This window comes from Burkholderia sp. WP42, assembly GCF_000745665.1.
Classification (GTDB): domain Bacteria; phylum Pseudomonadota; class Gammaproteobacteria; order Burkholderiales; family Burkholderiaceae; genus Burkholderia; species Burkholderia vietnamiensis.
On the sequence record NZ_JQJT01000011.1, the window covers coordinates 1 to 21,591 of the forward strand.

Sequence of the window (21,591 nt, forward strand, 5' to 3'; positions counted from 1 at the left end):
ACGCTAGGGCCTGTTCACACTATCTGAGCCCATCTACGATGAGCGCGAAATTGATGAAGGCGAGGAACATCGTGTCCAGTTTTTCGAACCGGGAAAAGATGCGACGGAAGCCTTTGAGGCGGCGAAACAGGCGCTCAACTTCATTCCTGCGTTTATACATTTCCCGATCATATTCCCATGGCTCAAGGCGATTGCTTTTGGGCGGTACGACGGGAATGAAACCCAGGTCGAGCGCGAGTTGCCTTGTTTCGTCACCCTCATACGCCTTATCCATTATGAGGTGCAGTGGCCGATTGGTCGGTCCCAAGCTTTGCAGCAGGGCGCGCCCTTCCGGCGCGTCGCCTGCCTGGCCGGGCGACAGCGCGAACGTTATGGCTGTTCGAGCATCCGCGGCAACCATATGAATCTTGGTAGTCCATCCGCCACGGGATTTTCCAATCGACTGTGGTCCGTTTTTTTTAATGCGCCGGTACCATCAGGATGAACCTTTACCACCGTACTATCCAGCGAGACCGCTTCAACCCTGACGCGAACGATCTGCTCACGCTGCAATTCCGTAAAGACCCGATCCAGCACGCCACTTCTGGACCAGCGGTTCATTCGGGTGTAGATCGTGTGCCAGCGACCGAATCGCTTGGGCAGTCCGCGCCATTTGCAGCCGTGCTCGGCGACGTAGAGGATTGCATTCAGTACCTGCAGATTCGTCAGGCTGACATTACCGCGCTGTCGTGGCAGGCAATGCTCGATACGCTGATATTGGGCTTCGGTGATTTCCATCACCGAAGTATACGGTCAAACAAAATTAGTGTGAACAGGCCCTAGGTAAGGCCGACCCGGATTATCCTTTTTTGCTCGACGGACGTTCGGACGGCGAGTTTTTGGTACTGACTAGACGGCATCCGACATTGCGCCACGTTGTCGACCAAGCTCGCTACGGCGTATTTCAACTGGCCGTAGAACATGCACTTCTGTATGGCGACTTCGACACGCCAGACTGATGCATCGGACAACGAGAACGTCAGGGGAGGCAACGATTCGTTTCCGCGTGTTTCCCTTGTAATCGACAGTAGCGGCGGGCTCAGCAAGGTTGAGCGACACCAATCGGGTACGCGGCGACCGATGCTTCAGGCGGTTATTTCGTCAGTTTCGTTGCGTTGCTGCGGAGCCGGTGCCAAGTGAGGATGCCGTGCATTGACCCGGCGGGCGAAGCTTGCCTGCTGGACAGGAGACATCCCGATTCCCAACGCGTCGAGATAATCCGCATACCACTGCATCATCGCGCGACGTTGCCGAAGATATTTTGCGTGGTTATAGTCGCCTGCGATGCCGGCCTCAAGATGCGACAACTGCGTCTCGACGTGGTCTTTTTGCCAGCCGTGATCGCGAAGGAGGGTACTCGCCGTATGGCGGGTGCCGTGGCCGACCATACGGCCCTTGTAGCCGATTTTCGAGAATACGAGATTGATCGTGTTTTCGCTGATGACCTCGTTTTTCGTTCCGATGCCAGGAAAAAGATAACGGTGGCGCCCGGTCAGCTTCCTGAGTTCGCGCAGCGCGCTGACGAGTTGTGACGGCAGCGGCGCGACATACAGACGCCGCATCTTCATCTTTTGGGCCGATATCGTCCACAGGGCGCTGTCCAGGTCTACCTCGGTCCATTCGGCGTAGCGCACCATGCCGGGCCGGCTGGCCGTCCAGATCGTCATCCGTGCAGCGGTATAGGCGATAAGCCGACTCGTTGATTTATCTAGCGCTCGGAGGAAGTCGGGCAGTTCGGGTTCGAGAAGGTGAGGGTACGGTTTGGACTTTGGGGCCGCTTTGGCGATGGTCCTGAGTTCGGAGGCCGGATTGAATTCACAGCGTCCTTCTGCGATGGCCTGGCTGAAGATCTCGCGTAGCCAACCGCGGGCTTTCTTCGACACGTTCAGGGCATCCCGTTTCTCGAAGCGCTCCTGGACGCGGGCGCAGTCTGCGCGGGTGATGTCCTGGAGCATCATCGACCCGATCTCGGGCAGGATGTCCTTGTCAAGGTACGTGCGCATCTTGTCAAGCGTTGAGCTGGCCCGACCAGCAACCTCTTTGCGCTTGTACCATCGCTCGGCGGCCGAACGGAAAAGCTTCTCCTCAGTTTCTTTCGAGAGTTTTCTGGCGGTGCGCCGATGGTGGCCGGGGTCCGTGCCGTGAGCGAGTTGCGTCCGGGCTGTAGACGTAAGTTCACGGGCGTCCTGAAGGGAAAGCGCGGGGTAGGTGCCGAACGAGATGCGCCGCTGTTTCCCGGCGAAGCTATACCGGAAGTGCCAGCATTTGGGGCCGTCGGTGGGCACAAAGAGGAACAGGCCGCGGCCGTCCTTCATGGTGTAGTCACGGCTGGCGGGCTTAGCCAGTTGGACCTGTCGGGCAGTCAGAAGCATGGTAGTACATCCAGTCAGCTCGAACTTTCGATGTACTGTCCAGTGTACTACTTCGACACACGCTTCAGCTAAACAACGATGGACCCTAAAAAACACAAAACCCCGCTGCGATAAGGCTTTGCGGGGTTCTGCTGGACTGCTTTGTACGACTCTAAACAGCTTTATGGTGCCCAGGAGAGGACTCGAACCTCCACGATGTTGCCACCGCTAGGACCTGAACCTAGTGCGTCTACCAATTCCGCCACCTGGGCACGTTTTGCAGTAGCTGCTTGCTGCAAAGAAGCGAAATTATAGCGCCCCAATTATTCGTGTCAACACTTTTTTGCGATGCACCGTGAACGGCGCGCGGCGGCGCATGCATGCGGCATTCGGGTCATTTCGCGACACGGGCGGGTGATAGAATGACTCGCCGCCGTCACTATAGAACTGTCTGACGGACACTTCTATGTTGATGCCGTGCACCATCAGTCAACGCAACGAGAACAACCATCGACAAGCCCTTGAGCAAATACCCGTACCCCATTCCGAGCCGTGAAGAAATTCTGGGCGTGCTGCGCACGAGCGACGCGCCGCTGGCCGCCAACGACATCGCCGAGGCGCTGTCGATCAAGCGCCAGGAGCGCGAGGGGTTCTTCCGGCGTGTCGCCGCGATGGAACGCGACGGCCAGATCCGCCTCGACAAGCGCGGGCACTATCAGCTCACCCACCCATCGAACTTCGTCGCCGGCCGCGTGCAGGGGCATCGCGACGGCTACGGCTTCGTGATCCGCGACGACGGTCAGGACGACCTGTTCCTGCCCAACGGCGAAATGCAGAAGGTGATGCACAACGATCGCGTGCTCGCGCGCATCGTCGGCTACGATCGCCGTGGCCGCCCGGAAGGTCACGTCGTCGAAGTGACCGAGCGCGCGAACAAGCGCGTGATCGGCCGGCTGCTCAACGAGAACGGCGCGCTGATCGTCGCACCGGAAGACAAGCGCATCGGTCACGACATCCTGATCACGCAGAACGTGAAGAAGGCGAAGGTCGGGCAGGTGGTCGTCGTCGAGCTGACCGACTTCCCGAGCCGCCATTCGCAGCCGCTCGGCCGCGTCGTCGAAGTGCTCGGCGACATCGACGATCCGGGGATGGAAATCGAGATCGCGGTGCGCAAGTACGGCGTGCCGCACGAATTCAGCCAGCCGGCGCTCGACGAAGCCGCCGCGCTGCCCGACAAGGTACGGCCGGCCGATCTGCGCTTCCGCGTCGATTTGCGCGACGTGCCGCTCGTGACGATCGACGGCGAGGACGCGCGCGACTTCGACGATGCCGTCTACTGCGAGCCCACCAAGGTCGGCCGCGGCGACGGCTTCCGGCTGATCGTCGCGATTGCCGACGTTTCGCACTACGTGCAGCCCGGCAACGGCCTCGACGCCGACGCGCTGGAGCGCAGCACGTCGGTGTACTTCCCGCGCCGCGTGATTCCGATGCTGCCGGAGAAGCTGTCGAACGGCCTGTGCTCGCTGAATCCGCAGGTCGACCGCTGCGTGCTCGCGTGCGACATGGTGATCACCGCGCGCGGCGAGATCAAGGCGTACCAGTTCTATCCGGCCGTCATCCACTCGGCCGCGCGGCTCACGTACACCGAAGTCGCTGCCGTGCTGTCGAACACGAAGGGGCCGGAAGCCGCGCGCCGCGCGGATCTCCTGCCGCACCTGCAGGATCTGTACGGCGTGTACAAGGCGCTGTTCGCCGCGCGTCAGAAGCGCGGCGCGATCGACTTCGACACGACCGAGACGTACATCGTCTGCAATTCGCAGGGCAAGATCGAGCAGATCGTGCCGCGCCAGCGCAACGACGCGCACAAACTGATCGAGGAATGCATGCTGGCCGCGAACGTCTGCGCGGCCGATTTCCTGAAGCGCAACAAGCATGCGGGCCTGTACCGCGTCCATGCGGGCCCGACGCCCGAGAAGCTCGAGAACCTGCGCGCGTTCCTGCGCGGCATGGGCCTGACGCTCGGCGGCGGCGAGAAGCCGCACGCGAGCGACTATGCGGCGCTGATGGCGCAGATCCGCGACCGGCCCGACGCGCAGATGCTGCAGCCGATGCTGCTGCGCTCGATGCAGCAGGCCGTGTACAGCCCGGACAACATCGGCCACTTCGGTCTCGCCTATGAGGCGTACGCGCACTTCACGAGCCCGATTCGCCGCTATCCCGATCTGCTCACGCACCGCGCGATCTACGCGATCCTGTCGGGCAAGAAGTACACGCCGAAGGCGCCGGAAGGCTTCGAGCTAAACACCGCGCTGTCGCCCCGCGCGCGCGCGATGCAGCAGGCCGACGACGAAACGCGCGGCCGCTCGCGCCCGAACACGGCGATCTGGGAAGAGCTCGGTCTGCACTGCTCGGCGAACGAGCGGCGCGCCGACGAAGCGTCGCGCGACGTCGAAGCGTGGCTCAAGTGCTACTTCATGCGCGACAAGCTCGGCGAGGAGTACGGCGGGATGGTGAACGGCGTCACGTCGTTCGGCATCTTCGTGCAGCTCGACACGCTGTTCATCGAAGGGCTCGTGCACGTCACGGAGCTCGGCTCGGACTATTTCCAGTACGACGAGATCAAGAACGAACTGCGCGGCGAGCGCACGGGCATCCGCTATCGCTTGTCGGATCGCGTGCGCGTGCAGGTGAGCCGCGTCGATCTCGACGCGCGCAAGATCGACTTCCGCCTCGTGCGCGACACGCCGGTGAAGGCGCCGCGTCCGGCGCCGCAGGCGCCCGCTGCGGGCGGCAATGGCAACGCCAATGCCAACGGCAGCGATCGCGGCGGCCCGCGCTTGCGCATGCTGCCGGCCGCGGACGAAGCCGCGCCGCGCCGCAAGCAGGCGGCGAGCGCGCCGACTGCCGCGGTGAAGGAGGCACGTGCCGCGCGCGCCGCGAAGAAGAAGGGCGGTGCGGCGGCGAAGACGCCCGCCAAGAAGGCGCACCCGCGCAAGAAGTATTGAGCGTACGGGGCGGCGCCGGCGCCGCCCTCGCCGTATCGACAGACGCCGCGTTGCACCGGCCGCCGGCCGGCCACGCGGCGCTTTCCTTTTCCATGGTTGCGGCCGCGCGCGTTGCGCGGCCGCACGTTTGATCGAAGGTTGTTCCAGTCATGTCACGTCTGAAGGTTCTTTACGGTTTCCATGCGGTGACCGCACGTATGCGGCACGATGCGTCGACGGTTGCGGAGGTGTTGTACGACCAGACGCGCCGCGATCGCCGCATGCAGGAGTTCCTGCACGCCGCGAAGGAAGCGGGCGTGCGGCTGATCGCGGCCGACGAAACGCGTCTGTGGGGGCTCGCGCATACCGAGCGCCATCAAGGCGTCGTCGCGCGCGTCGAGGACGTTCCGCTCGCGCAGAACCTGTCCGAGCTGCTCGACGGCATCCAGGGCCCGGCGCTGCTGCTGGTGCTCGACGGCGTCACCGATCCGCACAACCTCGGCGCGTGCCTGCGCGTCGCCGACGCGGCGGGCGCCCATGCGGTGATCGCGCCGCGTGACCGCGCCGTCGGCCTGAACGCGACGGCCGCGAAGGTCGCGAGCGGCGCGGCCGACACCGTGCCGTACATCACCGTCACCAACCTCGCCCGCGCGCTGCGCGAGCTGAAGGACGCGGGCGTGTGGATCATCGGCACCGCCGACGAAGCGTCGGGCACGCTGTACGACACGAAGCTCGACGGCCCCGTGGCGATCGTGATGGGCGCGGAAGGCGAAGGCATGCGCCGGCTCACGCGCGACACGTGCGACGACGTGATGAGCATCCCGATGGCCGGCAGCGTCGAAAGCCTGAACGTGTCGGTCGCGAGCGGCGTATGCCTGTACGAAGCGGTACGGCAGCGGCGCGTGAAGGGCTGACGCGCCCGGCGTTGCGTATGGGCAAGCCGCTTCACCCGAACCACGCGTGCCGCGATCGCGCGCGGCGCGTGCTCGACGCACTGCGAACCAGGTTCCTGTTGCGCATCGGTGCGTCGTGCGCGATCGCCGGCATGCTGGCCGGCTGCGCGTCGCCTTCGTTGGTCGAGCGCGGCAGCTACTACGCGGACACGAGCCTGCACGCGCGCGGCGCCGATTCGCGCATCCGCTTCCTCGTGATGCATTACACCGAAAGCGACGAAGTGCGAGCGTTGCGCACGCTGACGGGCGACTCGGTCAGCGTGCACTATGTGGTGCCGCCGCAACCGCGCATCGAACGCGGTGAGCCCGTCGTGTACCAGCTCGTTCCGGAATCGAAACGCGCGTGGCATGCGGGCGTCAGCGCATGGCAGGGCACGACCGAGCTCAATGCGGTGTCGATCGGCATCGAGAACGTGAACCGCGGGCCGCTCGATCCGCAGCACCGCAGCTGGCAACCGTACACGCCGGAGCAGGTCGATGCGCTGATCCGGCTCTCGAAGGACATCGTCGCGCGCTACGGCATCCCGCCGACGCGCGTGGTCGGCCACAGCGACATCGCGCCGCAGCGCAAGATCGATCCGGGCCCGCTCTTTCCGTGGCATGCGCTCGCGCAGGCCGGCGTCGGCGCGTGGCCCGACGATGCGACCGTCGCCGCGCGGCTCGGTACGCGCGATCCGCATGCGCTCGTCGACGTGCGCGAGCTGCAGTTGAAGCTCGCGCGCTACGGTTACGACGTCCCGACCGATGGCGTGCTCGATGAGCGCTCGCGGCGCGTGTTCGCGGCGTTTCAGATGCACTTCCGGCCGTCCGACTACGACGGCAATCCGGATGCGGGCACCGACGCGATCGCGCAGGCGCTGCTCGACAAGTATTTCCCCGGCACGCCGGCTGGCGGCGACGCGACGGCACCCGGCGCACCTTGATCGCCGGCACCTCCCGCGCCGAAAAAGCGTGGGCCGTGGTCCGAGTCCGGTAAACTGGCGCCTTTTCGCCATCCCGCAGCATTTCCACCATGACTCAAGACGAACTCAAACGCCTGGTCGGCCAGGCGGCCGCCGATTATGTGATCCAGAACGTGCCCGAAGGCGCGGTGATCGGCGTCGGCACCGGCTCGACCGCCAACTGCTTCATCGATGCGCTCGCGGCCGTCAAGTCGCGCTATCGCGGCGCCGTATCGAGCTCCGTCGCGACGACCGAGCGGCTCAAATCGCACGGCATCAAGGTGTTCGATCTGAACGAGATCGACGCGCTGCAGGTGTACGTCGACGGCGCCGACGAGATCGACGCGAGCGGCGCGATGATCAAGGGCGGCGGCGGTGCGCTGACGCGCGAGAAGATCGTCGCGTCGGTGGCCGATACGTTCGTCTGCATCGCCGACGGCAGCAAGCGCGTGCCGGTGCTCGGCGCCTTCCCGCTGCCGATCGAAGTCGTGCCGATGGCGCGCACGGCGATCGGCCGGCGCGTCGCCGCGCTCGGCGGGGTGCCGGTGCTGCGCGTGACGAAGGACGGCGCGCCGTACATCACCGACAACGGCAACGAGATCATCGACGTCAAAGGGCTGCAGATCGCGGAGCCGCGCGCATTCGAGGCGAAGGTCAACGCGTGGCCGGGCGTCGTGACGGTCGGCCTGTTTGCCGAGCGCGGCGCGAATCTGTGCCTGCTCGGCACGGAAAACGGCGTTGAAACGATTATTTACCCCGCTTAATCGTTTCTGAATGAGAAGCAGTCCGTAGTTGCATCACGAGTCGTAACGGACTGCATGTTTAAATATTGTTCAATGGCCCGCCCGGCAAGCGCAGAGCGCTTCCCGGGCTTTTTTTGAGGCCTTATAAATCACTCCATATAAAAGAGGGATAACCCTGTCAGGTGTTTACCAGATAGCGAAATATCTCCGAACTCATCAACTTATAGATCATAAGAACAGTCGTAACCAGGGCCGGCGGAACTGCGGAGCAGTTATTCGCAAATAGACGCACGGGGAGGTGTCATGGAGCAGGGCAAAGACCGGTCACTGGTCGCTAAAGTGATGGATGGACTTGTCGCGGGTATCGTCGAGGACAAGTACGGCGGCATTTTGCCGCCGCAGGATGTGTTGTCGAAAGAGTTCGACGTCAGCCGCACGGTCATGCGCGAAGCATTGTCGATGTTGCTGGCGCGCGACATGCTCGACGTGCGTCCCAAAGTCGGCACGCGGGTTCGGCCGATGCGCGATTGGCGGATGATCGATGAAGACGTCGTGAGCTGGCGGTTTCGTGCGAAGCCCGACCCGCAGTTCATGCGCGACGTGATCGAATTCCGCATGCTGATCGAGCCGCGCGCCACCGCCCAGGCGGCCGTGCGCGCGACGGCGGTCGACATCGCCGGGATTCGCGAGGCATTCGAGGCGTTCAAGGTGCTGCAGCCGGGCGACCCGAACTACGACACCGCGGACGAGCTGCTGCATACGCGCATCGTCCAGGCGAGCGGCAACCAGTTCTTCCAGCAGATGGCGGCGATCGTGCGAGGCGCGGTGCGGCTCGTGAATCCGCGCGTCGTGCAGAAGGAAGGTGCGCACGACATCGCGGTGAAGGCCCATGCGCGCGTCGTCGACGCGATCGAACGACGCGATCCGCGCGAGGCCGAGGCCGCCTCGCTCGCGCTGATCGACTTCAGCGCCGACGAGATCTCGCGCGACTTCTCCGTCGACGTGCCGGTGCGGGCGTGACGCTGCACGGGTCGTTCATCGGCGAGCCGGTGCGCGTATCATGACGGCCGGCCGGCTGTGCGCCGGCCACCGTCATACGACCGCCACGGAAGATCCGATGAACGACTTGAACGACCGCCCGGTGCGCTTCGGCATCGTCGGCGCAGGCAGCATCGCCCACCGTTTCGCGCAAAGCCTCTCGCACGTGCCCGGCGCCGTACTCAGCGGTGTGTGGGCGCGCCGCGCCGACGCCGCCATCGCGTTCTGCAACAGCTGCGGCGGCACGCCGGCCGCGAGCCTCGATGCACTGCTGGCAAGCGATATCGACGCCGTCTACATCGCGACACTCCACGACAGCCATGCGCAGTACGCGCAGGCCGCGCTCGCGGCCGGCAAGGCCGTGCTGTGCGAAAAACCCGCGACGCTGAACGCAGCGCAGCTCGATGCCGTGCTCGACGCGGCACGCGTGGCGGGGCGGCTTTTCATGGAGGCGATGAAGCCGCCGTTCTTTCCGTTGTACCGACGATTGCGCGCGCATCTCGATGACGACCCGATCGGCGAGATCCGGCTCGTGCGCGCGGGCTGCGCGTCATCGACGGTGCCGGCCGAGCATTCCGTCTATCGGCTCGACCGCGCAGGCGGCGCGTTGCTGGACATCGGCATCTACGAAGCGTTTCTCGCGGTCGACTGGCTCGGCGCGGTGCACGACGTGCAGACGCTCGGCCGCGTCGGTGCGACCGGTGTCGACGTATTCGCGAGCCTGAACAGCCGCCACGCGAACGGTGGCATCGCGCAGCTCTTTTGCGGGCTGGACGTGATGGGGCGCGGCGACGCGTTGCTGGCGGCGGCCGGCGGGCACGTGACGATTCACGAGAAGTGGTGGAACCCGGCGCGCGCGACGATCCGCTACGCGGACGGCCGTACCGTCGAACTCGATGCGCCGGTCGAAGGCGGCGGCCTCAATTACGAAACCGCGCATTTCTGCGAATTGCTGCGCGCGGGCGCGCTCGAGAGCCCGATCATGACGCACGACCATTCGCGGCAGATGATCGCGATGACCGATGCGGCACGCGCGGCGCTCGGCGTGCGCTATTCGGGCGAGTAGGGAGAGAGCAGGCTGGCCGCGCCGGCCGCGAAGCGCAGCGCGGCGTTCAGTGCCGGCCGGGCAGCGACAGGCGCTTCTCGTACCAGCGCTGGACCCATTCGAGGATCTGGCACAGCACCCAGTACACGGCCGCGGCGGCCAGATACAACGGCAGCGGCTGATAGGTCGCCGCGATCACTTCCTGCGCGCTGCGCAGGAGTTCGGTGACGGTGATCACCGACACGAGCGACGTGTCCTTGATCAGGCTGATCAGGCTGTTCGACAGGCTCGGCACCGCGATGCGCAGCGCCTGCGGACCGATCACGTAGCGCAGCGTCTGCGACCACGACAGCCCGAGGCTGTAGGCGGCCAGCCACTGGCCGCGCGCGATCCCGTTGATGGCGCCGCGCATGCTTTCCGACATGTACGCCGCGACGTTCGCCGACAGCGCGATGACGCCGGCCGGCGTCGGATCGAGCGAGATGCCGAGGCTCGGCAGCCCGTAATAGATGACGAAGATCTGCACGAGCAGCGGCGTGCCGCGCATCAGGCTCACGTAGCCGCGAGCGAGCCATGCGAGCGCGTTGACCCAGATCCGTTCGAAGCCTTCGAGCGCTTCGCTTTGCCGGATGCCCATCATCGCGAGCACGACCGCGCCGAACAGGCCGAACACCATCGACAGCACGGCGAACTTGACGGTCAGCACGGCGCCCTGGGCGAGCACCGGCAGCGATTGGACGAGCAGGGACGTTGTCGACATGGATGGCGAATCGAGTGCGTGCGCGAAAGCGCAATCATAAACCGGACGAATAAAACAAAGGGCGGCATCGTTTCGGATGCCGCCCATTCCAGCCCGCCGTCAGGCGGGAAACAGAGGCGTGCTTACTTGACGGGCTTCGTCACGTCGATGCCGAACCACTTGTCCGAGATCTTCGTGAACGTGCCGTCGGCTTCGAGTTGCGTCATCGCGTCGTCGATCGCCTTCTGGAACTTCGGGTTGCCCTTCTTGAACGGGATGCCCGACGGGTTCGCCGAGCCGACGTTCGCGCCCGGGCGCAGCGGCAGCTGCGAGTTCTTCGTCAGATACGCGAGCATCAGACGGTCGTTCAGCGCCGCGTCGAGACGGCCGGCCGCCAGGTCGCGCAGATACTCGGGCGCGCCCGGGTACGTCTTCACGTCGATGCCGGGCACCGACTTCGCCATGTCCATGTAGTTCGTGCCGAGCGCGACGCCGAGCTTCTTGCCCTTCAGATCCTCGAGCGACTTGAACTGGCGCGTGTCGTCCTTGCGCTGGATCAGCTGCGCGGACGAGTACGTATATGCCGGCGAGAAGTCGAGCGTTTCCTTGCGCTTGTCGGTGATGCCGACCTGGTTGGCGATCACGTCGAACTTGCCGGCCTGCAGGCCCGCGATGATCCCGCTCCATTCGGTCGTCACGAACTCGGCCTTCACGCCGAGCTTCGCGGCGACGGCCTTCGCGATGTCGACGTCGAAGCCGACGAGCTCGCCCTGCGGGCTCTTCGAGTTGAACGGGGGGAACGTGCCTTCGAGGCCGACGCGCAGCGTGCCGCGTTGCTTGACCTCGTCGAGGAGGTCGGCCGCGTGCGCGGTGGCAGCAGCGAACGACGTGCCGACCAGGCCGGCGACCAGCAGCTTCTTCAGCAGCGAAATTTTCATCGTGTGAGCTTCCTTGCCCCAGCGGGCGTGATTCGGACAGTGACGCCGATCATAGCAAGAATGCAATCGGCTACTAAATATCGTTTGATTATGGCTATATTACGCGGCGCGCTCGGCGGCGATTGCCTTCACGCATTCGGCGACGAGCGCCGGGCCGCGATAGATGAAGCCGGTATACAGCTGGACCAGCGACGCGCCGGCGGCGAGCTTCGTGCGGGCGTCGTCGCCGGAGAAGATGCCGCCGACGCCGATGATCGGCACCGCGCTGCCGAGTTCGGCGTGCAGCTTGCGGATCACTTCGTTCGAGGCGTCGAAGACCGGCCGGCCCGACAGCCCGCCGGCTTCGTCCGCGTGCGGCAGCCCTTGCACGGCTGCGCGCGACAGCGTCGTGTTGGTGGCGATGACCGCTTCGATCTTGTGGCGCAGCAGCGTGTCGGCGATTTCCTTGACCTGCTCGTCGTCGAGATCGGGGGCGATCTTCAGCGCGAGCGGCACCAGCTTGCCGTGCAGGTCGGCCAGCCGCTGCTGCTTGTCCTTCAGTGCGGCGAGCAGCGCGTCGAGCTCGCCGGCGCCTTGCAGCTGGCGCAGGTTCTTCGTGTTTGGCGACGAGATGTTGATCGTCACGTAGCTCGCGAACGGATACACGCGTTCGAGGCAGTACAGGTAGTCGTCGGCCGCGCGCTCGATCGGCGTGTCGGCGTTCTTGCCGATGTTCAGACCCAGCACGCCGCGATAGCGGGCCGCCTGGACGTTCTTCACGAACTGGTCGACGCCGTGGTTGTTGAAGCCCATCCGGTTGATCAGCGCGTCGGCCTGCGGCAGCCGGAACATGCGCGGGCGCGGATTGCCCGGCTGCGGCCGCGGCGTGACCGTGCCGACCTCGATGAAGCCGAAGCCGAGCGCGGCGAGGCCGTCGATGGCCGCGCCGTCCTTGTCGAGGCCCGCCGCGAGGCCGACCGGGTTGCGGAACGTGAGCCCCATCACGGTGCGCGGCGCATCGGGCACACGGGCCGACAGCGCGCACGCGAGGCCCGTGCGGCCAGCCGCGCCGAGCGCGCGCAGCGTGAGGTGATGAGCGTCTTCCGCATCCATCTTGAACAGGGATGCGCGGGCCAGCGGGTAGAGGGAACTGAACACGGGAATTGGGCGGACGGCCGAAATGGATGACAACCCGCTATTTTACCGGGAGTTGCGCGGCAAGGGCGCGCTTCGCTTCGTAGGCGTCTCCGTTGCGCGGGCGAAGGGGAGAGTGAAGGCGCGCGAGCGCGCGCCGTCCTCAGCCCGCGCCGGAATGCCCGCCCGGCAGCGGCGCGCGGGCGAGCGCGGCGTCGACCGGCGGCAGGTCGACGCGGGCCGGATCGAGCGTCTTCCAGCGTCCGTCGAGCAAGCCTTCGAGCGGATGGAAGTTCGCCTTGTACGCCATCTTCGGGCTTTCGCGGATCCAGTAGCCGAGATACACGTACGGCAGCCCGAGGCTTCGCGCCTGCTCGATCTGCCACAGGATGTTGTAGGTGCCGTAGCTCGTGTGCGCGTCGTCCGGCTCGAAGAACGTGTAGACCGACGACAGCCCGTCGCCGAGGATGTCGATCATGCTGACCATGCGCAGCTTGCCGGGCTCGCCGCCCGACGCGTCGAGGTCGCGGAATTCGACGAGCCGCGAGTTGATCCGGCTTTGCAGCAGGAACTGCTCGTACTGGTCGCGGCTGTCGCGGTCCATGCCGCCGCCCGCATGACGCGCCGACTGGTAGCGCATGTAGAGCGCGTAGTGCTCTTCGTCGTAGTGCAGCGGCGAGACCGTCGCCACCAGCGCGCGATGCCGCTTCCACATCCGGCGCTGCGTGCGCGACGGCGTGAACGCGCGCACCGGTACGCGCACCGGCACGCACGCGCGACAGCCGTCGCAGTACGGCCGATAGGTGAACACGCCCGAGCGGCGAAAGCCGGCCTTCACGAGTTCGGTATAGATGTCGGAGTTGATCAGGTGGCTCGGCGTCGCGACTTGCGAGCGCGCGATGCGACCGTCCAGATAGCTGCACGGATAAGGCGCCGTTGCATAGAATTGCAACGCCGAAAGCGGTGAAAGCGGCAGCTCAGTCGGGTGAGTCATGGGCAGCTCTCGATGCAGGGAAGGAGTGCCGCGCTAGCGCTCGATCCCACGAGGGGCCGCCGCTCCGGCGGGGCCCGTCAGCGCGGCGAGCGCGCGCTTGTCGAACTGCCACGGAATCGGCGGTTCGGCCGCCGCGCGGCGCACGTGAGCGACAAAGGCCTTGCGTGCGATCTCGCGGCCGCCGAGCGACGCTAGATGCGACGTATTCTGCTGGCAGTCTATCATTTCCAGCCCCTGGTCGCGAAGGTGCGCGACCAGCGTCGCCAGCGCGATTTTCGATGCGTCGGTGGCATCCGCGTACATCGATTCGCCGAAGAACATCCGTCCGAACGCGACGCCGTAGAGGCCGCCCACCCGCCGGCCGTCGTGCCACGTCTCGATGCTGTGCGCGTTGCCCGAGCGGTGGAGCGACGTGTACGCGTCGATGATCTCCGCGGTGATCCACGTGCCGCGTTGGCCGCGGCGCGGCGCCTGCGCGCAGGCGCGCATCACGCCGGCAAAATCGTGATCGACGCGCACTTCCCATGCGGCGTCGCGCAGCACGCGCTTGAGCGTCTTGCGCAGCGACGGCGACACCTTGAATTCCGCCGGCGCGAGAATCATCCGCGGATCGGGGCTCCACCACAGCACCGGCTGGCCGTCCGAGTACCACGGGAAGATGCCGCGCAGGTAAGCGTCGATCAGCCGCGACGGCAGCAGGTCGGCGCTCGCGGCGAGCAGCCCCGGCGCGCCGGTCGCGGGCCCGAGCGCGCGTTCGACGGGCGGAAACGGATCGTCCGGGTCGAGCCAGGGGACCATGGGGCGCGGGCTCAGCCGGTGCGCAGCGAGCGGAAGATATCGCCGGTATGCACACCGTAGTCGCCGGCGGCGCGATCGGCGAAGAAGAAGCGCAGCGTCTGGCTGACGGTCGGGAACGCGATCTCGTCCCACGGGATGTCGGCTTCGTCGAACAGCTTCACTTCGAGGCTTTCCTCGCCGGCCTCGTAGTCGGGATCGATGAGCCGCGCCAGATAGAACAGGTGGACCTGATGCACGTGCGGCACGTTGAGCAGCGTGAACAGGTTCTGTATCTCGACGCGCGCGCCGGCTTCCTCGAGCGTTTCGCGTGCGGCGGCCTCGGCCGTCGTCTCGCCCATTTCCATGAAGCCCGCGGGCAGCGTCCAGAACCCGTAGCGCGGTTCGATCGCGCGGCGGCACAGCAGCACCTGATCGCCCCAGACCGGCACCGTGCCGACCACGTTGCGCGGATTCTGGTAATGGATCGTGCCGCAGTGATCGCAAACGAAGCGCTCGCGGTTGTCACCCTGAGGAATGCGCGCGATGACTTCGTGGCCGCAGACGGAGCAGAATTTCATGTCGAGTGGAAGGGACGAGGTGATGCGAGTGTATCACCGGGGCCGCGCATTCTCGAACGCCGGCGCGTGCGCGCGGCGCGCGACGAACGATGCAAGCAACCGGACGCGGAAAAACAAAAAGCCCGGCGCAGAGCCGGGCTTTTTTCATGAATCGGGACGTTGGTTGCGGGGGTAGGATTTGAACCTACGACCTTCGGGTTATGAGCCCGACGAGCTGCCAGACTGCTCCACCCCGCGTCCGTCGAAGAATTGAATTATATGGACTTCCACAAATGCATGCAAGCACTTTCTGACAATCGTGCCGCACGTCGCGTCGCCGGCCATGCAGGGCCGAGGTTCGGGCGCGTGCGCTAGAATCGCTCGGTTTGCTCGTGTCATTCATGCCGCAGCGCGGCCGTGCGCATCTCGCATCGTCGCCGTTGCAACCCTCACTACTGCCTCGACGGATTCATGGACATCGCTCACGATCTGCAATCGATCGGCGCGCAGGAACAGGCGCTCGTGTTTCCCCAATTCGACCCCGCGCGCGCATGGGCGCTCGGCAACCGCATGCATGCGCTCGCGACGGCACGCGGCCATGCGATCGCGATCGACATCGCGACGTTCGGCCAGCCGCTGTTCTTTGCGGCGCTTGCGGGCGCGACGCCCGACAACGCGGACTGGGTGCGCCGCAAGCGCAACGTGGTCGCGCATTTTCGCCGCAGCTCGTATGCGATCGGCCTGCGCATGCAGCAGGCCGGCGCAACGCTCGCGGACAAGCACGGGCTGCCGATCTCCGAATATTCGCCGCACGGCGGCTCGTTTCCGCTGACCGTCGCCGGGGCCGGCGTGATCGGCTCGATCACCGCATCGGGGTTGCCGCAGCGCGCGGATCACGAGTTCGTCGTCGAAGCGCTGTGCGCCGAACTCGGACACGACTATGCGGTGCTGGCACTCGAAAGGAGCTGACCGATGCAACTGCCCGGTTACGCATGGCTCGCGATCGCGATCGTCGCGGAAGTGGTCGGCACATCCGCGCTGCGCGCGGCCGACGGCTTCACGCGCTTCTGGCCGTCGGCGCTGGTCGTCGCCGGCTACGGGATCGCGTTCTACTGCCTGTCGCTCACGTTGCGCACGATGCCCGTCGGCATCATCTACGCGGTGTGGTCCGGCGCCGGCATCGTGCTGATCACGCTCGTCGCGATGCTGCTGTATCGCCAGGTGCCCGACGTACCGGCGGTGATCGGCCTCGGGCTGATCGTCTCGGGCGTCGTGGTACTGAACCTGTTCTCGAAGATGCAGGCGCACTGAGCGTGCGCCCGCGATACGCCGGATGACTCACATGACCGATTCCACTTCCCGTTCCGGGCCCGCTGGCGCGGACACGCCTCAGCCCGATGTGCGCGCGTACGTCGCGAACCGCATCGGCTATCTCGAACTGAACCGCCCGAAGGCGCTCAATGCGCTGTCGGTCGGGATGATCCGCCTGATGCAGCAGGCGCTCGACGCGTGGCGCGCCGATCCCGACGTGGTCGCCGTCGTCGTGCACAGCCCGCATCCGCGCGCATTTTGCGCGGGCGGCGACGTGCGCTTCTTCCACGACGCATGGCAACGCGGCGAGCGCGATGCGATCGACACGTTCTTCATCGACGAATACACGCTCAACCATACGATCTTCACGTATCCGAAACCGTATATCGCGCTGATGCACGGCGTCGTGATGGGCGGCGGCATGGGCATCTCGCAGGCCGCGCGCCATACCGGCGGCCTGCGGGTCGTGACCGATTCGACCAAGATGGCGATGCCCGAGACGCGCATCGGCCTGTTCCCGGACGTCGGCATGAGCTGGTTTCTCGCGCGCACGCCCGGCGCGATCGGCCGCTACCTCGCGGTGACGGGCGCGACGCTCGATGCGGCCGGCGCGTTGTACGCGCAGCTCGCCGACGTCTATCTGCCCGATGCGGCGCTGCCTGCGCTGCTCGATACGCTGCGCAGCGCGCGCCTCGACAGCGGCGCGCACGCAGTGCAATGCGTGATCGACGCGGCCGCGGCGCACCGCGTCGTGCCGACGCCCGATACGTCGGCGCTCGCCGCCGCGCGCGCCGGCATCGACCGCCATTTCGCGCAGCCCGACCTCGGCGCGATCCTCGCGTCGCTCGACGCGGCGCGCGACGGCGCGGCCGTCGACGGATGGGTCGCGCAGGCCGCCGATGCGATGCGCAGCCAGTTGTCGCCGCTGTCGATGGCCGTGTCGCTCGAGGTCGTCGAGCGCGCGCGCGATGCGACGATGGCCGATTGCCTGCGGCGCGACCTCGACCTCACGCGCTCGACGTTCGCGCACGGCGACGTGATCGAAGGCGTCAGGGCCTTGATCGTCGACAAGGACCACCAGCCGGCGTGGCGCTTCAAGTCGATCGACGCGCTCGATCGCGGGGACGTCGTCGCGATGTTCGACAGCCCGTGGCCGCCCGACACCCATCCGCTGCGCGACCTCGAGGACTGATCGCGAGCGTCACGCGATCGCTTCAAAAACAAAAGAGGCCGCGTGCAGATGCACGCGGCCTCTTTGCTTTGCGGATAGCGGTTCGGCCGCAACGCCGTCCGCGCTGCGGACGGGCGCGCTTACTCGTCGCCGGCGTCGTCCGACATGAACGCGCGCATGAACACGAGCGCGCCGAATCCCCACACCGCGTTGGTCGCGAAACCGGCTGCGAGCACGGGCATCATGTTGCCCGACGGCCAGATGCCGCGCAGCGGATCGATCGCGAACACGCGCGCCGCGGTCAACACGATGCCGCCGAATACCAGTGCGCCGATCCACGGTGCTTCGCGATCCGGCGACACGCGCAGCAGCCACGCCATCGGCACCGCACAGCACGCGCTGATCAGCGCGTTCGCGACGAATTCAGGAATACCGAGCGGCGCGAACGGTTGCGTCGAGAAGCCGGCGGCGGCGATCAGATCGGCCGTATGCAGCAGCGCGAGCGTCGCTTCGCGGAAGAACAGGGCGGCCAGGAAGCCGGACAGGAACGGCAGGATCAGTTTCTGCATCGATGAGTGCATTGCAGGCGTGCACGACGCAAGCCGGGCGCGCGAAGTTGTTCGGAGAGATCCGTCATTATAGGGGCCGGTCGACGCGATATTCGCTGCAGCGTCGTGCTAATCACGAAAGCGGAAAACCTAAGCTCAAAAAAATCGTTCCTAAGCCCTGTAGCGATCCATAGACTGATTTCCCGGAATCAGCCGGGCAGTGGCGCTCTCGCGAGCGGCACGATCAGGCCGGCGAGCCATCCCGATTTGAATGCACACCATGCATGCGCCGCGTAATCGCGATGCATGCAGGGGCGCGTTTTGTCCGAATTCCGGCACGAACAGTCAAGCAGGAGCAGCAGATGAACGTTTTCTGGTTTATTCCCACGCACGGCGACAGCCGATACCTCGGCACGACCGAAGGCGCGCGCGCAGCGGACTACGACTATTTCAAGCAGATCGCCGTCGCCGCCGATACGCTCGGCTACGAAGGCGTGCTGCTGCCCACGGGCCGTTCCTGCGAGGATGCGTGGGTCGTCGCGTCGAGCCTGATCCCCGCGACGCAGCGTCTGAAGTTCCTCGTCGCGATCCGTCCCGGCATCGCGTCGCCGGGGCTGTCGGCGCGGATGGCCGCGACGTTCGACCGGCTGTCGGGCGGCCGGCTGCTGATCAACGTCGTGACGGGCGGCGACTCCGCCGAGCTCGAAGGCGACGGCCTGTTCGCCGATCACGACACGCGCTACGAAATCACCGACGACTTCCTGAACATCTGGCGTGGGCTGCTCACCGCGTCCCACGACAACGGCGGCTTCGACTATATCGGCAAGCATCTGCAGTCGAAGGGCGGCAAGGCGCTGTATCCGCCCGTGCAACGGCCGCATCCGCCGCTGTGGTTCGGTGGCTCGTCGCCGGCCGCGCATGCGATCGCAGCCGACCACATCGACACCTATCTCACCTGGGGCGAACCACCCGAGGCCGTCGCGAAGAAGATCGCCGACATCCGCGCCCGCGCCGACGCGCGCGGCCGCAAGATCAAGTTCGGCATCCGCCTGCACGTGATCGTGCGCGAGACCGAGGACGAAGCGTGGCGCGACGCGGAGCGCCTGATCAGCCGTCTCGACGACGAGACGATCGCCCGCGCGCAGCAGGCGTTCGCGAACATGGATTCGGAAGGGCAACGCCGGATGGCTGCGCTGCACGGCGGCAAGCGCGGCGGCCGCGACACGCTCGAGGTGTATCCGAACCTGTGGGCCGGCGTCGGCCTCGTGCGCGGCGGCGCGGGAACGGCGCTCGTCGGCAATCCGCAGCAGGTCGCGGAACGCATGCGCGAATACGCGGATCTCGGCATCGAGACGTTCATCCTGTCCGGCTATCCGCATCTCGAGGAGTCGTACCGTTTCGCGGAACTCGTGTTCCCGCTGATCAAGAGCGGCGGCGCGCAGCGGGCGTCCGGTCCGCTGTCCGGGCCGTTCGGCGAGATCGTCGGCAACAACTATCTGCCGAAGGCGAGCCAGAGCTGAACGAAGGAGGCTGGCGATGACAACGAAAATCTCCGTGACCGCCGCCGTCGCCGCCCGCGCGTGGCGCGGCGTCGCGCCGTGGCTCGTGCCGCTCGCGCTGTTGGCCGGGTGGGAGATCGGCGCGCGCGCCGGCTGGCTGTCGACCCGCGTGCTGCCCGAACCGGTGGCGGTGGTGCGCGCCGCATGGTCGCTCGTGACGTCGGGCGAAATGTGGGCGAACGTCAAGGTCAGCACGTGGCGCGCGCTGTTCGGCTTCGCGATCGGCGGCGGCGTCGGCCTGGCGCTCGGCCTCGCGACCGGTCTGTCGAAGGCGGCGGAGGTCGCGCTCGATTCGACGATCCAGATGATCCGCAACATCCCGGCGCTCGCGATGATTCCGCTCGTGATCCTGTGGTTCGGCATTGACGAGAAGGCGAAGCTGTTCCTCGTCGCGCTCGGCGTGTTCTTCCCGATCTACATCAACACGTATCACGGGATCCGCTCGGTCGACGCGAACCTGATCGAGATGGCGAAGAGCTACGGCGTGCGCGGCTTCGCGCTGTATCGCGACGTGATCCTGCCCGGCGCATTGCCGTCGATCCTCGTGGGCGTGCGCTTCGCGCTCGGGCTGATGTGGGTGATGCTGATCGTCGCGGAAACGATCTCCGCGCAATCGGGCATCGGCTACATGACGATGAACGCGCGCGAATTCCTGCAAACCGATGTGGTGGTGGTCGGCATCCTGCTGTACGCGGTGCTCGGCAAGCTGGCCGACGTGCTCGCGAAATGGATCGAGCGCGTGACGCTGCGCTGGCACCCCGCTTATCAACCCGGAGCAAAGGCATGAATGCGACGACTTCGGCGGCGGCCTACGGCGCGCTCGCCGGCGCAGACCTCGAGGCCGAGCTGGCACACGCGCGCGTGACCGACGATGACGCGCGCGACGCGGCGCTCGCCGAGCGGGACGGCCGCGCATCGGTGGTCCCGCTCGCGCCGCGCCGCGCGGGCAATCCGTCACGGGACGATGCGGTGACGCTGTCGGGCGTCAGCAAGCGGTTCGGTGCGCGCACCGTGCTCGATGACGTCGAACTCGGCATCGCGCGCGGCAGCTTCGTGGCGATCGTCGGTCGCAGCGGCTGCGGGAAATCGACGCTGCTGCGTCTCGTCGCGGGGCTCGACGCGCCGAGCAGCGGCACGCTCGCGACGCACGGCGACGGCGGCGGCGCGCTCGACACGCGGATCATGTACCAGGACGCGCGCCTGCTGCCGTGGAAGACCGTGCTGCAGAACGTGATGCTTGGCCTCGGCCGCGGCCGAGAGGCGCGCGAGCGGGCGCGTGCGGTGCTCGACGAAGTCGGACTGCTGGAGCGCGCGAACGACTGGCCGGCCCAGCTGTCGGGCGGCCAGCGGCAACGCGTCGCGCTGGCCCGTGCGCTCGTGCACCGGCCGCAGTTGCTGCTGCTCGACGAGCCGCTCGGCGCGCTCGACGCGCTCACCCGCATCGAAATGCATGCGCTGATCGAGCGCTTGTGGCGCGAGCACCGGTTCACCGCGCTGCTCGTCACGCACGACGTGCAGGAAGCCGTCGCGCTCGGCGACCGGATCCTGCTGATCGAGCAGGGGCGCGTCGCGCTCGATCAGCCCGTGCCGCTCGAGCGGCCGCGTGCGCGCGCCTCGGCGGCGTTCGCGGCGCTCGAGGACCGCGTGCTGCAACGCGTGCTCGCCGGCGGGCCGGGCGGCGCCGATCCGCATGCGGCACGCGACGACGATTACGTACGACCGGCCGCGCAGATTCGCTGGGCCGTTTAAACGCGGGCGGCTGCGGCCGCCCGTCCCTGGACTTTTCATTC

21 protein-coding genes and 2 tRNA genes are annotated in these 21,591 nt (G+C 66.2%); 12 read left to right on the top strand and 11 right to left on the bottom strand.

The features are described from left to right. Positions 1-19 precede the first annotated feature (19 nt). The 3 genes from EX20_RS31740 to EX20_RS06695 form a co-directional block, all read right to left on the bottom strand. A protein-coding gene (locus EX20_RS31740) for an IS5 family transposase (protein ID WP_139164717.1) occupies positions 20-777 on the bottom strand; the annotation gives its coding sequence in 2 pieces (ribosomal slippage) (positions 20-462 and positions 462-777; 759 coding nt in all). Between the two features lie 347 nt (positions 778-1,124). After that, positions 1,125-2,411: a tyrosine-type recombinase/integrase gene (locus EX20_RS06690; RefSeq protein ID WP_034193039.1), complete on the bottom strand. Its 1,287-nt coding sequence runs from the start codon at positions 2,409-2,411 to the stop codon at positions 1,125-1,127. 164 nt (positions 2,412-2,575) lie between these two features. Beyond that, a tRNA-Leu gene (locus EX20_RS06695) sits at positions 2,576-2,662 on the bottom strand. 249 nt (positions 2,663-2,911) lie between these two features. Between EX20_RS06695 and rnr the strand changes: the two genes are divergently transcribed. The 6 genes from rnr to EX20_RS06725 all read left to right on the top strand — a co-directional run bounded on the left by rnr (position 2,912) and on the right by EX20_RS06725 (position 10,115). After that, positions 2,912-5,395: a ribonuclease R gene (gene rnr, locus EX20_RS06700; protein ID WP_011884656.1), complete on the top strand. Its 2,484-nt coding sequence runs from the start codon at positions 2,912-2,914 to the stop codon at positions 5,393-5,395. Between the two features lie 149 nt (positions 5,396-5,544). Continuing rightward, complete coding sequence (gene rlmB / locus EX20_RS06705; RefSeq protein ID WP_011884657.1) at positions 5,545-6,288, top strand: 23S rRNA (guanosine(2251)-2'-O)-methyltransferase RlmB; 744 nt, start codon at positions 5,545-5,547, stop codon at positions 6,286-6,288. A gap of 131 nt (positions 6,289-6,419) precedes the next feature. Next, complete coding sequence (locus EX20_RS06710; RefSeq protein WP_046427142.1) at positions 6,420-7,250, top strand: N-acetylmuramoyl-L-alanine amidase; 831 nt, start codon at positions 6,420-6,422, stop codon at positions 7,248-7,250. An 89-nt stretch (positions 7,251-7,339) separates the two neighbouring features. Beyond that, entirely contained in the window at positions 7,340-8,032 is a 693-nt protein-coding gene (rpiA, locus tag EX20_RS06715) for a ribose-5-phosphate isomerase RpiA (protein WP_011884660.1), read from the top strand. Positions 8,033-8,314: 282 nt separating this feature from the next. After that, the gene (locus EX20_RS06720) at positions 8,315-9,031 is read left to right on the top strand and encodes a FadR/GntR family transcriptional regulator (protein ID WP_011884662.1); all 717 of its coding nucleotides are present in this window, start codon (positions 8,315-8,317) and stop codon (positions 9,029-9,031) included. Between the two features lie 97 nt (positions 9,032-9,128). Further along, positions 9,129-10,115 (top strand): Gfo/Idh/MocA family protein, encoded by a 987-nt coding sequence (locus tag EX20_RS06725; RefSeq protein WP_034193173.1) that lies wholly within the window; start codon positions 9,129-9,131, stop codon positions 10,113-10,115. 46 nt (positions 10,116-10,161) lie between these two features. Here the strand turns inward: EX20_RS06725 and EX20_RS06730 are convergent, their stop codons facing one another. The 7 genes from EX20_RS06730 to EX20_RS06760 form a co-directional block, all read right to left on the bottom strand. Continuing rightward, positions 10,162-10,854: an amino acid ABC transporter permease gene (locus EX20_RS06730; RefSeq protein ID WP_034193040.1), complete on the bottom strand. Its 693-nt coding sequence runs from the start codon at positions 10,852-10,854 to the stop codon at positions 10,162-10,164. A gap of 122 nt (positions 10,855-10,976) precedes the next feature. Continuing rightward, positions 10,977-11,771, bottom strand: a complete 795-nt coding sequence (locus EX20_RS06735) for a cystine ABC transporter substrate-binding protein (protein ID WP_011884668.1) — start codon at positions 11,769-11,771, stop codon at positions 10,977-10,979. A 99-nt stretch (positions 11,772-11,870) separates the two neighbouring features. Further along, positions 11,871-12,908, bottom strand: a complete 1,038-nt coding sequence (locus EX20_RS06740) for a quinone-dependent dihydroorotate dehydrogenase (RefSeq protein WP_034193041.1) — start codon at positions 12,906-12,908, stop codon at positions 11,871-11,873. 139 nt (positions 12,909-13,047) lie between these two features. Next, positions 13,048-13,878 carry an arginyltransferase gene (locus EX20_RS06745; RefSeq protein WP_011884672.1) on the bottom strand — a complete coding sequence of 277 codons (831 nt, stop codon included), beginning with the start codon at positions 13,876-13,878 and terminating at the stop codon, positions 13,048-13,050. 33 nt (positions 13,879-13,911) lie between these two features. Further along, positions 13,912-14,676, bottom strand: a complete 765-nt coding sequence (aat, locus tag EX20_RS06750; RefSeq protein WP_034193042.1) for a leucyl/phenylalanyl-tRNA--protein transferase — start codon at positions 14,674-14,676, stop codon at positions 13,912-13,914. Positions 14,677-14,687: 11 nt separating this feature from the next. Beyond that, positions 14,688-15,233, bottom strand: a complete 546-nt coding sequence (locus EX20_RS06755) for an NUDIX hydrolase (RefSeq protein ID WP_011884676.1) — start codon at positions 15,231-15,233, stop codon at positions 14,688-14,690. 160 nt (positions 15,234-15,393) lie between these two features. Continuing rightward, positions 15,394-15,470, bottom strand: a tRNA-Met gene (locus EX20_RS06760). A gap of 213 nt (positions 15,471-15,683) precedes the next feature. Between EX20_RS06760 and EX20_RS06765 the strand changes: the two genes are divergently transcribed. The 3 genes from EX20_RS06765 to EX20_RS06775 are packed head-to-tail and all read left to right on the top strand — an operon-like array spanning position 15,684 to position 17,715. Beyond that, positions 15,684-16,181 carry a heme-degrading domain-containing protein gene (locus EX20_RS06765; protein ID WP_011884678.1) on the top strand — a complete coding sequence of 166 codons (498 nt, stop codon included), beginning with the start codon at positions 15,684-15,686 and terminating at the stop codon, positions 16,179-16,181. A 9-nt stretch (positions 16,182-16,190) separates the two neighbouring features. Then, positions 16,191-16,523 carry a DMT family transporter gene (locus tag EX20_RS06770; RefSeq protein WP_371464602.1) on the top strand — a complete coding sequence of 111 codons (333 nt, stop codon included), beginning with the start codon at positions 16,191-16,193 and terminating at the stop codon, positions 16,521-16,523. 31 nt (positions 16,524-16,554) lie between these two features. Then, entirely contained in the window at positions 16,555-17,715 is a 1,161-nt protein-coding gene (locus EX20_RS06775; RefSeq protein ID WP_034193043.1) for an enoyl-CoA hydratase/isomerase family protein, read from the top strand. A gap of 119 nt (positions 17,716-17,834) precedes the next feature. Here the strand turns inward: EX20_RS06775 and EX20_RS06780 are convergent, their stop codons facing one another. Then, a complete protein-coding gene (locus EX20_RS06780) occupies positions 17,835-18,263 on the bottom strand; it encodes a hypothetical protein (RefSeq protein WP_014722967.1) in 429 nt (142 codons plus the stop codon). Between the two features lie 341 nt (positions 18,264-18,604). On the opposite strand from EX20_RS06780, the gene ssuD reads away from it, so the two are divergent. Genes ssuD through EX20_RS06795 form a run of 3 tightly spaced genes read left to right on the top strand, consistent with a single transcriptional unit; the run spans position 18,605 to position 21,550 of the window. Continuing rightward, positions 18,605-19,762 (top strand): FMNH2-dependent alkanesulfonate monooxygenase, encoded by a 1,158-nt coding sequence (gene ssuD, locus EX20_RS06785; protein WP_034193044.1) that lies wholly within the window; start codon positions 18,605-18,607, stop codon positions 19,760-19,762. A gap of 16 nt (positions 19,763-19,778) precedes the next feature. Further along, on the top strand, positions 19,779-20,588 hold the full coding sequence (gene ssuC / locus EX20_RS06790) for an aliphatic sulfonate ABC transporter permease SsuC (protein WP_034193045.1): 810 nt from the start codon (positions 19,779-19,781) through the stop codon (positions 20,586-20,588). Next, positions 20,585-21,550 (top strand): ATP-binding cassette domain-containing protein, encoded by a 966-nt coding sequence (locus tag EX20_RS06795; RefSeq protein WP_034193046.1) that lies wholly within the window; start codon positions 20,585-20,587, stop codon positions 21,548-21,550. The genes ssuC and EX20_RS06795 overlap by 4 nt, the downstream gene beginning before the upstream one ends. Positions 21,551-21,591: the final 41 nt, after the last annotated feature.